At 69.0% G+C, this 13,333-nt stretch carries 15 protein-coding genes; 2 read left to right on the top strand and 13 right to left on the bottom strand.

The features are described from left to right. Positions 1-105: 105 nt before the first annotated feature. The 11 genes from ybgF to KUV67_12705 form a co-directional block, all read right to left on the bottom strand. A complete protein-coding gene (gene ybgF / locus KUV67_12755) occupies positions 106-1,059 on the bottom strand; it encodes a tol-pal system protein YbgF (protein MBY6205754.1) in 954 nt (317 codons plus the stop codon). Between the two features lie 11 nt (positions 1,060-1,070). Next, on the bottom strand, positions 1,071-1,604 hold the full coding sequence (gene pal, locus KUV67_12750; protein MBY6205753.1) for a peptidoglycan-associated lipoprotein Pal: 534 nt from the start codon (positions 1,602-1,604) through the stop codon (positions 1,071-1,073). Positions 1,605-1,818: 214 nt separating this feature from the next. Continuing rightward, positions 1,819-3,162: a Tol-Pal system beta propeller repeat protein TolB gene (gene tolB, locus KUV67_12745; GenBank protein ID MBY6205752.1), complete on the bottom strand. Its 1,344-nt coding sequence runs from the start codon at positions 3,160-3,162 to the stop codon at positions 1,819-1,821. Then, positions 3,152-4,105, bottom strand: coding sequence for a cell envelope integrity protein TolA (tolA, locus tag KUV67_12740; GenBank protein MBY6205751.1), 954 nt, complete (start codon positions 4,103-4,105; stop codon positions 3,152-3,154). The genes tolB and tolA overlap by 11 nt, the downstream gene beginning before the upstream one ends. After that, the gene (locus KUV67_12735) at positions 4,102-4,530 is read right to left on the bottom strand and encodes an ExbD/TolR family protein (protein MBY6205750.1); all 429 of its coding nucleotides are present in this window, start codon (positions 4,528-4,530) and stop codon (positions 4,102-4,104) included. Before KUV67_12735 ends, tolA begins: the two co-directional genes overlap by 4 nt. A gap of 1 nt (position 4,531) precedes the next feature. Further along, entirely contained in the window at positions 4,532-5,206 is a 675-nt protein-coding gene (gene tolQ, locus KUV67_12730; GenBank protein MBY6205749.1) for a protein TolQ, read from the bottom strand. Between the two features lie 162 nt (positions 5,207-5,368). Then, positions 5,369-5,830 (bottom strand): tol-pal system-associated acyl-CoA thioesterase, encoded by a 462-nt coding sequence (gene ybgC / locus KUV67_12725; protein MBY6205748.1) that lies wholly within the window; start codon positions 5,828-5,830, stop codon positions 5,369-5,371. Beyond that, a complete protein-coding gene (ruvB, locus tag KUV67_12720) occupies positions 5,827-6,909 on the bottom strand; it encodes a Holliday junction branch migration DNA helicase RuvB (protein ID MBY6205747.1) in 1,083 nt (360 codons plus the stop codon). Before ruvB ends, ybgC begins: the two co-directional genes overlap by 4 nt. A gap of 76 nt (positions 6,910-6,985) precedes the next feature. After that, the gene (gene ruvA, locus KUV67_12715; GenBank protein MBY6205746.1) at positions 6,986-7,582 is read right to left on the bottom strand and encodes a Holliday junction branch migration protein RuvA; all 597 of its coding nucleotides are present in this window, start codon (positions 7,580-7,582) and stop codon (positions 6,986-6,988) included. Between the two features lie 52 nt (positions 7,583-7,634). Beyond that, positions 7,635-8,123: a crossover junction endodeoxyribonuclease RuvC gene (gene ruvC / locus KUV67_12710; GenBank protein ID MBY6205745.1), complete on the bottom strand. Its 489-nt coding sequence runs from the start codon at positions 8,121-8,123 to the stop codon at positions 7,635-7,637. A gap of 61 nt (positions 8,124-8,184) precedes the next feature. Then, positions 8,185-8,925 carry a YebC/PmpR family DNA-binding transcriptional regulator gene (locus KUV67_12705; GenBank protein ID MBY6205744.1) on the bottom strand — a complete coding sequence of 247 codons (741 nt, stop codon included), beginning with the start codon at positions 8,923-8,925 and terminating at the stop codon, positions 8,185-8,187. Between the two features lie 206 nt (positions 8,926-9,131). Here KUV67_12705 and KUV67_12700 point away from each other — a divergent pair, with 206 nt between their 5' ends. Further along, entirely contained in the window at positions 9,132-10,178 is a 1,047-nt protein-coding gene (locus KUV67_12700; GenBank protein MBY6205743.1) for a hypothetical protein, read from the top strand. Between the two features lie 56 nt (positions 10,179-10,234). Here KUV67_12700 and KUV67_12695 read toward each other — a convergent pair whose 3' ends face one another. Continuing rightward, positions 10,235-10,432 carry a hypothetical protein gene (locus tag KUV67_12695; protein ID MBY6205742.1) on the bottom strand — a complete coding sequence of 66 codons (198 nt, stop codon included), beginning with the start codon at positions 10,430-10,432 and terminating at the stop codon, positions 10,235-10,237. A gap of 109 nt (positions 10,433-10,541) precedes the next feature. Between KUV67_12695 and KUV67_12690 the strand changes: the two genes are divergently transcribed. Beyond that, positions 10,542-12,695: an FAD-dependent oxidoreductase gene (locus KUV67_12690; GenBank protein MBY6205741.1), complete on the top strand. Its 2,154-nt coding sequence runs from the start codon at positions 10,542-10,544 to the stop codon at positions 12,693-12,695. Between the two features lie 7 nt (positions 12,696-12,702). Here the strand turns inward: KUV67_12690 and KUV67_12685 are convergent, their stop codons facing one another. Further along, positions 12,703-13,299 (bottom strand): lipocalin family protein, encoded by a 597-nt coding sequence (locus KUV67_12685; protein MBY6205740.1) that lies wholly within the window; start codon positions 13,297-13,299, stop codon positions 12,703-12,705. Between the last annotated feature and the right edge of the window lie 34 nt (positions 13,300-13,333).

The raw sequence follows: 13,333 nt of genomic DNA, 5'->3' as shown, positions 1-13,333 counted from the left end.
GTGGGACCGGGGATCAGGAGCCAGGGACTAGGGGCCAGGGACTGGTAAACGGGTCCGGACGACCGACCCACTAGCCCCTTTCCCCGGATCCCTCGCCCCTGCCGTTCAAAGCCTTCCTTCCAGCCGCATGGTGCGCAGCCGGTTCTCGGCCAGGCGTGCGTAGTTCGTTCCCGGATACTGCTCGACGACCTGCTGCAGCGCGGCCCGGGCCTCGGGCCAGTGGCCGAGCTCGTAGTGACTGAACCCGGTCTTGAGCAGCGCGTCGGGCTGCTTGCCGCTGCCGGGGTAGCGATCGAGCAGGTTGCGGAACTGGGCCAGGGCCGTCTCGAAGTCGCGGGTGACGTAGTAGACCTCGCCGAGCCAGTACAGCGCGTTCGGCGCATAGCTCGACTGCGGATGGTCGCGGAGGAAGCGGTCGAAGCCCTCGGCAGCATCGGCGTAGCGCGTCTCGCGCAGCGCCAGGAACGCCTGGTCGTAGGCCTGCTGCTCGACTTCGGTCGGCGGCTCGAGTTCACGCGCTCCGCCCGAGGACTGCGCTTCGAGCGTGGCAATCTGCGCTTCCGCCTCGATGGGCTCGCGCACGGCCGGCAGGTCGGACGGCGGCGGAGGCGCCTCGATCGACGGCTGATCGGCCACCGTCGACGGCGCCGCGGCCCCGGTTGCGGTCCCCGCCCCTCGTTCCGTCCGATCGTCGGCCGGACCGGCCGGCGTCGCGCGGGCGTCGATCGCCGACGATTCCCGCCCCGGACCACCGGTTGCCGGACCGCCGGTGCCGCTCGCGGCGAGTTCACCGATGCGCCGGTCCAGGTCCAGGTACTGGTCCCGCTGGCGGCGCTTCAGGTTCTCGATTTCCTGGGCCTGAGTCTCGACCAGGCCGCGGAGTTCACGCAGTTCCTCGCGCATCTGCTGCAGCTCGAGAATGTAGCGCGAGGCAAGGGAATCGTCCTGCGCCGGCGAGGTCGCCGGCGCCAGGAACAGGCTCGCCGCGATCGCGGTCATCGCGACGATCGCGACCGCGGGGGCCGGCTTCGTGAATGCGGGTCGGGCGCTCGTCGTCATCAGCGTCCTCATCAGCGAGCCGTGTAGACGATCTCCACCCGGCGGTTGCGTTCCCAGCAAGCGTCGCTGGTCTGACGGCAGACCGGGCGCTCCTCGCCGTAGCTGACGACTTCGACCTGGTTGCCGGCCACGCCTTCGGCGCGCATCAGGTCGAGCACGGAGTTGCCGCGGCGCTCGCCGAGGCCCAGGTTGTACTCGCGCGAACCGCGCTCGTCGGCGTGGCCTTCGAGCAGCACACGGGCCGAAGAATTGGCGCGCAGGTAAGCGGCATGGGCCCGGATGATCGGGAGGTACTGCGGCTGGACGTCCGAGCGATCGAACTCGAAGTAGATCTCGCGCTGGCTCAGCAGGCTGTCGGGGTTGTCCAGGTTGCGCGAATCGGCGTAGTCGGCGGGATCGACGCGATCGACTTCGACCGGATCGGTCGGCATCGTGGTCTGGTCGCCCGGATCGGTTTCCGGCGGCGTTTCACGGGTTTCGCGGGAGCAGGCGGCGAGCACCAGGCTCAGCGCGACGATCATCATCAGGCGGACTGCGGTGTTCATGATTCCTCCAGGAATACAGGTCAGGGACGGGTGGTTCGATTTATTCGACTGCGTTTCTTATGGAGCTCGGTCATGCACTCCCCCAGGGACATGCATTCCGGCCCGCGTCTTGGACCATCGTTCTTCGAAATCGTCATCGGACCGGGCGCGAAATTTCCGGCGCGCGCCGCTCCGCCGGTCGTGCCCGGTCAGCGGACATCGTCCATCGGACCGGTCATCGAATCCGCGGTGACCAGGCCGGTTCGCGCACGTCACCGTCGGCCAGCACCAGGCGCTGCCGGAAGCGGCCGTCGACGGAGACCGCGGCGAGCACGCCTCGCTCGCCTTCTCGCGTCGCGTAGAGCACCATGCTGCCGTTCGGCGCGAAGCTCGGCGACTCGTCCATACGTCCCGGGGATAATACACGCAATCTCCCGGATTCGCGATCGAGAACGGCGATCCGGAAGGTCGATCCGTCGCCGTGGACCATGGCCAGCGCACCGGTTTCCGGGTCGACGGAAACGCGCGAGTTGTAGCGGCCCTCGACGGTCACCCGCTCGACGTCGCGCCCGTCCCGCCGGACCCGGTAGATCTGCGGCCGTCCGGCCCGGTCCGAGGTGAAGAACAGGTGCCGGCCGTCCCGCGACCAGGCGGGCTCCGTGTTGATCGAGTAGTGCTGGGTCAGCTGCTCGCTGCGGCCGGTCTCCAGGTCGCGGACCCAGATTTCCGGGCTGCCGCTGCGCGACAGGCTCATCGCCAGGTAGCGGCCGTCCGGCGAGAACGCCGGCGCCCCGTTGATCCCGCGTTCGGACGAGACGATTTCGCGCTGGCCGGTGAAGATGTCCTGCACGATCACGTTGGAGCGGCCCGTCGCGAACGACACGTAGGCGATCCGGCGTCCGTCCGGCGCCCAGCTCGGCGACAGGATCGGCTGGCTGTGGCGAACGATGGTCTGGGGGTTGTAGCCGTCGGAGTCGGCGACGATCAGCTCGAACTGCTCGTCGTCGGTGCCCGTGTCGGCGACCTTGACGTAGGCGATGCGGCTGGCGAAGGCGCCGGGCACGCCGATCAGTTCCTCGTAGATGGCATCGGCGATCTGGTGCGCGCGCAGGCGGTACTCGCCGGGCCCGGCCGCGATCGCGCGCGAGAACAGCGTGCGGCCGGAGGTGGTGGCGACCAGGTGGTACTCGATCTCCTCGCCCTGCCCGTCCGCGGCCGGAACGATCCGGCCCATCGCCACGTAGTCGACGCGCAGCAGGTTCCAGGTGTTGACCCGAACCTCCGCCGGCCGCGTCGGCCGATCAATCATGTCCTCGACCGCCATCGTCTCGAACAGGCCCGAGCGCCGGAGGTCCGCGGCGATCACCTCGTGCATCGGCGTCTCCGGCGGCAGCACGCCCGGTCCCTGCGCGAACGGCACGACGGCGATCGGCAGCGCGCCCTCGACGCCGTCGACGATCTCGATCTGCAGCTGGGCACGGACGGGCGCGGCGCCCAGGGCCAGGACCAGCGCAAGGACCAGGGCTGCCCCCAGGGCGAGTCGCGACACTCCGCGCGTGGTGTGCGGATCAGCCGTCATAACGGAACACGAATTCGATTTCACGTTGGAAAACCTCCTCATACCCACGATAGGGCAGCTGCTCGGTGCGTTCGACAGCGGCCAGGATCGACCGCCGGGTCAGTTCGTCGGCATTGCACGGCGTCACGATCGCCTGGTCGATGATCTCGCCGCCGGGAATCTGGATGACTCGGACCGTGCAGCGCAGGCCCGGTTCCGTGGTCGGCGGCCGCCGCCAGTTGCGGGTGATGAGTTCCTGCAAGGTGGCGTAGTACTCGTCGGCCAGGGTGGCCCGGCGCTCGGCGGCCTGGGCCTGCTCGCGGGCCAGGCGGAGACGTTCGGCCTCCTCCTCGGCCGCCTGGCGCCGGCGCTCGGCCTCGCGCTGCTCGGCGAGCTCGGCAAGCCGGCGCTCCTCTTCCTCGCGGCGCTGCTGTACGGCCTCGCGCTGCCGGCGCAGTTCCTCGAGCTCGCGCAGGCGCTCCGCTTCGGCTTCGCGACGCTGGCGCTCGGCGGCCTCCTGCTGCTCGCGCTCACGGCGCTCCGCCTCGGCCTGGCGTTCGCGCGCCAGCTGCGCCTCGCGCTGCTGTTCGAGCAGGCGCTGGCGCTCGGCTTCGGCGGCTTCGCGCTCCTGCTCGCGCTGCTGCCGTTCCTCCAGCTCCCGCTGCCGGCGCTGTTCCTCGGCCCGGCGCTGCTCAAGCAGCCGTTGCGCGTCCTCGGCCTGCTGCCGGGCCTGCTGTTCGGCTTCGCGCTGGCGGTCCTCCTGCTCCCGGCGTTCGATCACCGGTGCGGCATCGACGAGCACGAAGGCCGGGGTCGGCCGAACCGGCTCGCGAGCGCTCCAGCTCAGGCTGCCCAGCCACAGCAGCGCAAGCGCGCCGACGTGGACCAGCACGGCCAGGCCGAGCGCGCGCGCGGCTTCGCGGGCGGGCGACGGCGCCTCGGTTGGGATGCGGGGCCTGTTCACTGGTCGGGCGGATCACCCATGAAACCGATCGACGCGACGCCGGCCTGCTGCAGCACGACCATGGTCTCGTAGATGTAGCGGTAGTCGGTCTGCTGGTCGCCGCCGACCAGGACCTGCACGTCGGGGTTGCGCCCGGTGATGATGCGGACCCGCTCGGTCAACGTCTGCGGATCGACCAGCTCCGGCGCATCGCCGGTGTTCAGGTACAGGTTGCCGTCGCGGTCGATCGTCACCAGCAGCGGCTCCTCGATGTCGCCCAGCGACTCGGCGTTGCCCTGCGGCAGTTCGACCTCGACGCCGAGGTTCAGAAGCGGCGCGGTGATCATGAAGATGATCAGCAGGACCAGCATCACGTCGATGTACGGCACGACGTTGATCTCGGCCATCGGCCGGCGGCGCCGGCGCAGCGGCGAATCGGCCTCCATCTCAGCCCTCCTTCAGGCGGCGAGCCTGGCGGTGGAGGATGCCGGCGAACTCTTCCTTGAAGTTGTCCATGCGGACTTCCAGGCGGTAGACCTGGTTGGAATAGCGGTTGTAGGCGATCACTGCCGGAATGGCCGCGACCAGCCCCATCGCGGTGGCGATCAGCGCCTCGGCGATGCCCGGCGCGACCATCGCGATCGTGGCCTGCTGCACGCCGGCCAGCGCGAAGAACGCGTGCATGATGCCCCAGACCGTGCCGAACAGGCCGATGTAGGGGCTGGTCGAACCGACCGTGGCGAGGAAGCTCAGGTGGTGCTCCATGCGGTCGACCTCACGGGTCAGCGCGACCCGCATCGCGCGGTGCGCGCCGTCGCCCATGGCGCCGGGCGAAACCGAGCGCTCTTCGCGCAGCCGCGAGAACTCGCGGAATCCGGCCTCGAAGATCGACTCCATCCCCTCGCGCACCTTATGCTCGCCGGCGATCCGGTCGTAGAGCTGGCCGAGATCGGCGCCGGACCAGAACCGCTCCTCGAACTCCTTCGAGCGTTTCTCGATGCGCTTGAGCATGCCGCGCTTGACGAAGATGATCATCCACGAGACGACCGATGCGGCCAGCAACACGGCCATGACCAGCTGCACTACCAGCGTGGCCTCGAGGATCAGGCTCCAGACGTTCATGTCGGTTGTCATTCGAACTCTCTGTCGGGGATGGGAAGAATCAGGGCGTAGTCTGTTGGAGTCGGGCTTCAGGTCACGTTAAGGATTCTCTTCGAGGGGCGAGAGACGAGGGGAAAGGGACGAGTGAACCACCGAACAACGCACTCGTGCCTGGTCCCGCCCCTAGTCCCTTGTACCTCGCTCCGCAGGCGTCATCGCACCGGCCGCCGCGAGGATCCGTTCGCGCACCTCGGCCGGGGTGCGCTTCGGCGCGAAGCGTTCCGCATCCAGGCACGCTGCCTGCACGGTGGCGGTCAGCAGCAGCTCGCCGTCGCGCTCGATCCGTTGTTCGAAGTCCATTCTCAGGCGGCCGATGGCTATGACGGCAACGGTCACCGAGAGTTCATCTTCGAGTCGCGCCGGCTTGCGGAAATCGATCGCCATCTTCGTGATCGCGAACACCACCCCGTGCCGTTCACGGAGCGGCACCTGGTGGACGCCGATCGACGCCAGCCAGTCCGAGCGCGCACGCTCCAGGAACTGCAGGTAGCGGGCGTGGTAGACCACGCCGCCGGCGTCGGTGTCTTCCCAGTAGACGCGGTAGCGGAACGAAGGGTTACGGGCGGCCGGATCCGGGCCGGTCATGTGGACGAATCCGGCTCGGAGTCGAACAGGTCCGGGCCGCTGCGCCCGGACGGCGGCTTCAGTCCGAGGTGGCGCCAGGTCCGGTCCGTGGCCATCCGGCCGCGCGCGGTGCGGACCAGGAAGCCCTGCTGGATCAGGAACGGCTCGATCACGTCCTCGATCGTGCCGCGTTCTTCCGACAGCGCCGCGGCCAGCGACTCGACGCCGACCGGGCCGCCGTTGAAGTGCTCGACCAGGATCTGCAGCAAGCGCCGGTCGAGCTGGTCGAAGCCCTCGGCGTCGACCTGCATCATCTCCAGCGCGTCGCCGGCCTCCTCGCCGCCGATCCGGCCCTCGGCGCGCACCTCGGCGTAGTCGCGCACGCGGCGCAGCAGGCGATTGGCGATCCGCGGCGTGCCGCGCGAGCGCCGGGCGATCTCGGCGGCTCCCTTCGCGTCGCACTCGATGTCGAGGATCCCGGCCGAGCGAGTGACGATCTTCGCCAGGTCGTCGACGTCGTAGAACTCGAGCCGCTCGACGATCCCGAAGCGATCGCGCAGCGGCGAGGTCAGCAGCCCGGCCCGGGTGGTCGCGCCGACCAGCGTGAAGCGCGGCAGGTCGAGCTGGATCGAGCGCGCCGCCGGCCCCTCGCCGATGATGATGTCGATCCGGTAGTCCTCCATCGCCGGATAGAGCACTTCTTCGACGACCGGCGACAGGCGGTGGATCTCGTCGACGAACAGCACGTCGCCGGGCTCGAGATTGGTCAGCATCGCGGCCAGGTCGCCGGCCCGCTCGAGGACAGGTCCCGAGGTCTGGCGCAGCTGCGTGCCCATTTCCGCGGCAATCACGTTGGCCAGCGTCGTCTTGCCCAGCCCCGGCGGGCCGAAGATGAGCACGTGGTCCAGCGCTTCGGCCCGGTTGCGGGCCGACTCGAGATAGATGCCGAGGCGGTCCTTCATGGCCTTCTGACCGACGTACTCGTCGAGCCGCGCGGGGCGCAGGCTGGCCTCGACGCGCGCCTCGTCGCCCTCGACCTCGGCGCCGATCAGGCGCGCACGGTCGTCGTCGTTGCCGGCGAGTGGATCGAATTCGCTCATCGAGGGCTGGGAGTCCGTGGGGCGAACGAAGCTTGCCGGAATGGTAGCGGAAATCGCGCGTCGGGTCGGAGCGCGGCTACTTCGCCATCCGGTTCTTCAGGGCCTGGCGGATGAGCGCGCCGGCGCTGGAGGACTCGCCGTCGACGCCCTTGACCATCTTCAGCGCCTCGGTGGCGGAATAGCCCAGGGCGATCAGGCCCGCCCGCGCCTCGCTGGCGACGTCCGGCGTGGACGAGCCGGTGCCGCCGAGGCCCGTGGCCTCCAGGCCGAGATCGTCGAGGCGCGACTTCATCTCCAACACCAGCCGTTCGGCGGTCTTCTTGCCGATCCCCGGGAGCCTGGTCAGGGCCTTGCTGTCGCCGGATTCGACCATCAGCGCGAAGTCCGCGGCCGACACGCTCGACAGGATGGCCAGCGCCAGCTTCGGACCGACACCGGAGATCTTCAGCAACGTGCGGAAGAGCTCCCGGTCGGACGCCGCCGCGAAGCCGAACAGCAGGTGCGCATCCTCGCGGATCACCGTGTGGATGACGAGCTTGCAGGCCTCGCCGATCGCCGGCAGCGAGCCGAACACGGTCATCGGGCACTCGACCTCGTAGCCGACGCCGTGGCAGTCGATCACCACGATCGGCGGCTGCTGCTCGACCAGGGTTCCGGAAAGCCTGGCAATCATCGACCGTCTCCGATGGTGGGGCTGCTACGCGTGGATGCCGACCGTCGAACACTCATCGCAACCGCACCCCGGCCGGCAGGCGGGCCGCGGTCTCGGCCGTGTGGTGGTGGCACAACGCCACGGCCAGCGCGTCGGCGGCATCGGCCCCGAAGGGCTCGTTCGTCTTCAGCAGCATCCGGACCATGTGCTGGACCTGCTCCTTGTCGGCGCCGCCGCGCCCGACCAGCGCCTGCTTGATCAGCCGCGGCGCGTACTCGTGCACCGCGAGCCCGCATTGCACCGCGGCGCAGATCGCCGCGCCCCGCGCCTGGCCGAGCTTGATCGCCGACTGCGGGTTGCGGCTCATGAACGCGGTCTCGATCGCGACCACCTCGGGCCGGTGCGCTTCGATGGCGTCGCGGATGCCGTCGAACAGGGCCGACAGCCGGCCGGGCATGTCCGCGCCGCCGAGCTTGAGGTCGAGGGCCGCGACCAGCCGGTGGCCGTCGATGACGCCCAGGCCGGTGACCCGCGAGCCCGGATCGATGCCGAGGATCCGCATCAGCGGCCCCGGGTCGCGGGGCGGGAACGCAGGGCAGCGCGGCTCGCGGGCAACGGGGCCATCAGTCGTCGTAGGCCTCGGACGGGATCTCGGCGTTGTGCCAGACGTTCTGGGTGTCGTCGATGTCCTCGAGCACGTCGAGGAAGGTGACCAGCTTCCGGCCGCTCTCGGCGTCCTGGGGCACCGTGGTGCTGGCGCGCATGGTCACTTCGGCCTCGTCCGGCTCCAGGCCGGCGGCCTTGATCGCGCCGAGCACCTCGGAGAACTGCTCGGGCGTGGTCAGCACCTCGACGCTGTCGTCGTCGGCGGTCTCGATGTCCTCGGCGCCGGCCTCCAGGGCCGCCTCCATGATCCGGTCCTCGTCAGCGCCGGGCCCGAAGCTGATCACGCCCTTCTTGTCGAACAGGTAGGCGACCGAGCCTTCGGTGCCGAGGTTGCCGCCGTGCTTGTTGAACGCGTGGCGCACCGCGGCCACGGTCCGGTTCCGGTTGTCGGTCACCGTGTCGACCATCACCGCCACGCCGCCCGGCGCGTAGCCTTCGTAGCGGATTTCCTCGTAGTCGACGCCTTCGAGCTCACCGGTGGCCTTCTTGATCGCGCGCTCGATGTTGTCCTTGGGCACGTTGGCCGCGTTGGCCTTGTCCCAGGCCAGGCGCAGCCGCGGATTGGCATCGGGGTCGCCACCGCCTTCGCGCGCCGCGACGGTGATTTCGCGCACCAGGCGCGTGAAGATCTTGCCCCGCTTGGCGTCCTGCGCCTTCTTGCGGTGCTGGATGTTGGCCCACTTGGAATGACCTGCCATGGAACGCGTTTTCCTGCCGATGGAACAAGCCGCGAAGTTTACCACGCATGCCCGCCCCGCCCTCGCCCGCCCCGGTCGTGCCCGGGTCGAAGATCGCGCGCCGGGCGCCGCGCTGACGGCGGTTCAGCTTCGAGTCAGCCATAGCCGCTAGAATGACGATCTGAATGACGTTGTAATCCCCGAAACCGACTTCCGGAGACCGACCCATGCGCCGATTCACCCTGCCTGCCGTACCCGCGCTGCTGGCCGCGCTGCTGGCCTCGACCACCGCGCCGGCCCAGACCGGCGAGCTGAACCTGCTGACCGACCTGGGGACACCGTTCCCGCCGGGCTGCCTGTCGATCGATATCCCCGAGCAGCCGGACGACCCGGACAGTCTGCTGGTCGACAGCGACATCAACGTGCCCTCGGCCTTGAGCAACGTAAACGACGCAACCGTGAACGTGCAGATCTGGCGCGTCGCCTGTGCCGACGACGGCTACTCGGTCGTGCTCGTCCGCATGGCCCAGCTGGCGGGCGACCCGGTCGTGATTCCGCAGGTGTATGCCGAAGCCGGCGATGTCGATCGGCCGTTCCACGAGGCCAACCTGCTCCTCATTCCGGCGGCGGGGAACGTCGGCGCGACCGGCGGGATCATCACGAATGCGGGCACTACGTGGATGCTTGCGGTGGAGCCCACGTCGATCGACGGCCAGACGACGTTTCTGCCCGAGGATTACAACGAGCAGTTCACCGTCGAGTTCACCTGGGAGGCCTATTCCGGTTCCGAAGACGTCAATTTCCCGGTGCTGCTCGACCGCTTCGAACCCAGCCTCGACCCGCCCCAGTTCGACGAGCCGGTCCTCAACGGCCGCTTCACCGGCCAGTGGGTAGCCGAGGGCCGCGAGCGCCAGGGCCTGGTGCTGCAGGTCGCCGAAACCGGCGACGCCAACTTCCTGTTCGCGATCTTCTTCACCTACCTCGACGGCGCGCCCCTGTGGGTGACCGGCAACACCACCGCGATCCAGTTCCAGCCCGGTCCGATCTCGGTCGACGCGTTCCGCTTCGACGGCGGCACCTTCTTCGCCGACCCGAACCAGGCGCCGGGCAACGCCATCGACCAGACCCTGATCGGCGACTTCACGATCTCGGTGATCGACTGCAACACGATCCAGCTCGACTACGACTTCACCGACATCGGCGAGGGCAGCGGCACGCTGGTACTGACCCGCCTGGTCCGCGTGGCCGGCTACGACTGCAATCCCTGGGAGTAGCGCCCAGCGCAACGCTCCGGTAATCCTTCCACGCGGCCCGGCCTTCCGGGCCGCGTTCATTTCGAGGCCCTGCGCTTGACGCCGGCCGGCGCCAGCGCGAACACCAGCAGGGCGATCGCGTAGGCCGCTCCGGAGACCGGGTCCCGCGCCAGCACGACCTCCCCGATCGACGCCGCACTCGTCGCCATGCCGGCGCCGAAGACCATGAGAAAGTCGCCCAGTGCGGCGAGGGTGATCGATGGAAGCCTTCGCATGCGCCCTCCCGGCGACCGGATGAAAGCCCTTCGGACGGGGCCCGGTCCCTGTCAGTGGCTATGATGCTGCACTGCCGCCCGCCCCTGCACCTCTTCCGGAGCTTCGCCGATGAGCAAGACCACCACCCGAATCCTCCTGCTGGCCGGGCTTGTCGCCGCCGTCGGCGCTTTCTTCTGGTTCGATCTCGGCCAGTACTTCAGCCTGGCCGAGCTCCGCGAACGTCGCGACGAGTTGCTGACCTACATCGACCGCAATTTCCTCGTCGCCCTGGCGATCTTCATCGGCACCTACATCGTGATGGCGGCGCTGTCCCTCCCGGGGGCCGCGATCCTGACCCTGGCCGGCGGGGCGCTGTTCGGCCTGCTGGCGGGCACCGTCGCGGTCTCCATCGCATCGACGATCGGCGCCACGCTGGTCTTCCTCGCCGCCCGCTTCCTGTTCCGCGAGTCGGTCCAGAAGCGCTTCGGCAAGCGCCTGAAGCGGATCAACGAAGGCGTCGAGCGCGACGGCGCGTTCTACCTGCTGGCACTGCGGCTGGTGCCGATCTTCCCCTTCTGGGTCATCAACCTGGTCATGGCCCTGACCCCGATCCGGACCTGGACCTACGCCTGGGTCAGCCTGGTCGGCATGTTTCCGGCCACGGTGGTCTACGTCAACGCCGGCACCCAGCTCGCCCAGGTCGACTCGATCGGCGACGTGCTGTCGCCGGGCCTGATCGGCGCCTTCGTCCTGCTCGGCCTGCTGCCGCTGATCACACGCTGGATCCTGCGCTTCCTGAAGCACCGCAAGGTCTATGCCGGCCACGACAGGCCGAAGTCCTTCGACTACAACCTGGTCGTGATCGGCGCCGGTTCGGCCGGGCTGGTCTCGTCGCTGATCGGCAGCACGGTCAAGGCGAAGGTCGCGCTGATCGAGAAGCACAGGATGGGCGGCGACTGCCTGAACACGGGCTGCGTGCCGTCGAAGGCGCTGCTGCGTACCGCCCGGCTGGTGCAGGAAGCGCAAGACAGCGAGCGCTACGGCATCCGGTCCATGTCCGTCGACCTCGACTGGAAACAGGTCATGGAGCGCGTGCACTCGGTGATCGCGAAGATCGAGCCGCACGACTCGCCCGAGCGCTATCGCGGCATGGGCGTGGACGTGATGCTTGCCGAGGCCCGGCTCGTTTCGCCGTGGGCGGTCGAGGTGACCGACGACGACGGCACACGGACGATCACCGGACGGAGCATCGTGCTGGCCACCGGCGCCGAGCCGCTGGTGCCGCCGATCGACGGTCTCGATTCGGTGCCCATGATCACCAGCGACACGCTCTGGAGCCTCGACGAACAGCCACGCAGGCTGGTCGTGCTCGGTGGCGGTCCGATCGGCTGCGAGCTGGGCCAGGCCTTCGCCCGTCTCGGCTCGGAGGTGACGATCGTCGAAATGGGCGAACGCCTGCTCCAGAAGGAAGACGTCGAAGCCTCCGAAGCGCTGACGCGGCGCCTGGAGCGCGAGGGCGTGACCGTGGCCACGGGGCACCGGGCGGTGCGATTCGAGGCGGTCGGGGACGGCGGAATCGCGATCTGCGACCGGGACGGCGAAGAGGTCCGCTTCGAGTTCGACCGCGTGCTGGTGGCGCTCGGACGCAAGGCCCGAACCCGGGGCTTCGGGCTCGAAGAGCTCGGTGTGCGGATCGACGACGACGGCACGATCGGTACCGACGACTTCCTGCGGACCAATTTCCCGAACATCCATGTCTGCGGCGACGCGGCCGGACCGTACCAGTTCACCCACGTGGCCTCGCACCAGGCCTGGTTCGCCGCGGTCAACGGCCTGATCGCGCCGTTCTGGTCGTTCCGCGCCGACTACCGGGTGATCCCGTGGGCGACGTTCACGGAGCCGGAAGTCGCACGTGTCGGCCTGAACGAACAGGACGCCGCCGAGCAGGAGATCGACGTGGAGATCACGACCTACGGCCTCGACGACCTGGACCGGGCGATCGCCGAGTCGGCCGACCACGGCTTCGTCAAGGTGCTGACCGAACCGGGCAAGGACAGGATCCTCGGCGCGACGATCGTCGGCGCGCATGCCAGCGAGCTGCTCGCGGAGTTCGTGCTCGCGATGAAGCACGGGCTCGGCCTCGAGAAGATCCTCGGCACGATCCACGTCTACCCGACCCTGAACGAGGCCAACAAGTTCGCCGCCGGCGAGTGGAAGAAGGCGCGCAAGCCCGAGCGCCTGCTGAAACTCGCCGAGCGCTTCTTCGCCTGGCGGCGCGGCTGACGCGGCCTCAGTCGTCGGGCGACTGGAAACCCGGCCGGCCGACCTGGGCGGGGAACTGCGGCACCTTCTGCAGTGCTTCGGGCGAGTAACCGTTGCGCGCGAACACGTCGAGCAAGCGCTGGTAGACCGCGTCGTCGATGCGCGGCTCGCGGGCCATGATCCAGGCGTACTCGCGGCTGGGATGCCCGACGGCGACGTGCCGGTAGTCCGTGTCGACGGCGAGAATCACGTAATCGAAGGTGAACGGCCAGAAGAAGCGGACCTTCCAGCGCGCGTTGCCGCTGCCCTCGACGACCCGGGCCACGCCTTCCATCGATTCCTCCTCCGCACCGAAGTCGTCGCGGTAGAAATACAGGTCGTCCAGCCGGCCGTCGTCGCGCCGGCGGTACACGGCGCGCGAGGCGACGTTGCCGCGCTCGGCGAAGTACGGGATATTGGCGATGACGTACCACTCGCCGAGGTAGCGCTCGAGTTCGACCGGCGCGGCGGTCTCGAGCGGAGGCCGGTCGCCGCGCCCGGAGAACAGGAGCGCGCAGCCGGCGGCGGTCAGCACGACGATGGCGACGAGGAGCCAGCGGATCGAGGGAGCAGTGATGATTTGCATGCGCCCCACTGTGCACCGTCGCGGTGAATCCCCG

Origin of the sequence: Halomonas denitrificans (assembly GCA_019800895.1) — a bacterium.
Classification (GTDB): domain Bacteria; phylum Pseudomonadota; class Gammaproteobacteria; order Xanthomonadales; family Wenzhouxiangellaceae.
The sequence above is the reverse complement of the archived record's forward strand: the minus strand, read 5'-3'. Positions and strand labels throughout refer to the sequence as shown.

Bases quoted from the DNA above. Each gene is read 5' to 3' on its own strand.
- ruvC (MBY6205745.1), bottom strand. From the start codon at position 8,123: ATGCGGATCCTCGGCATCGATCCGGGCTCGCGGGTCACCGGCCTGGGC.
- tolB (MBY6205752.1), bottom strand. From the start codon at position 3,162: ATGACGGCTGATCCGCACACCACGCGCGGAGTGTCGCGACTCGCCCTG.
- ybgF (MBY6205754.1), bottom strand. From the start codon at position 1,059: ATGACGACGAGCGCCCGACCCGCATTCACGAAGCCGGCCCCCGCGGTC.
- ybgC (MBY6205748.1), bottom strand. From the start codon at position 5,830: ATGACCGGCCCGGATCCGGCCGCCCGTAACCCTTCGTTCCGCTACCGC.
- pal (MBY6205753.1), bottom strand. From the start codon at position 1,604: ATGAACACCGCAGTCCGCCTGATGATGATCGTCGCGCTGAGCCTGGTG.
- KUV67_12735 (MBY6205750.1), bottom strand. From the start codon at position 4,530: ATGGAGGCCGATTCGCCGCTGCGCCGGCGCCGCCGGCCGATGGCCGAG.
- KUV67_12695 (MBY6205742.1), bottom strand. From the start codon at position 10,432: ATGCGAAGGCTTCCATCGATCACCCTCGCCGCACTGGGCGACTTTCTC.
- KUV67_12690 (MBY6205741.1), top strand. From the start codon at position 10,542: ATGAGCAAGACCACCACCCGAATCCTCCTGCTGGCCGGGCTTGTCGCC.
- KUV67_12705 (MBY6205744.1), bottom strand. From the start codon at position 8,925: ATGGCAGGTCATTCCAAGTGGGCCAACATCCAGCACCGCAAGAAGGCG.
- ruvA (MBY6205746.1), bottom strand. From the start codon at position 7,582: ATGATTGCCAGGCTTTCCGGAACCCTGGTCGAGCAGCAGCCGCCGATC.
- KUV67_12685 (MBY6205740.1), bottom strand. From the start codon at position 13,299: ATGCAAATCATCACTGCTCCCTCGATCCGCTGGCTCCTCGTCGCCATC.
- tolQ (MBY6205749.1), bottom strand. From the start codon at position 5,206: ATGAACGTCTGGAGCCTGATCCTCGAGGCCACGCTGGTAGTGCAGCTG.
- ruvB (MBY6205747.1), bottom strand. From the start codon at position 6,909: ATGAGCGAATTCGATCCACTCGCCGGCAACGACGACGACCGTGCGCGC.
- KUV67_12700 (MBY6205743.1), top strand. From the start codon at position 9,132: ATGCGCCGATTCACCCTGCCTGCCGTACCCGCGCTGCTGGCCGCGCTG.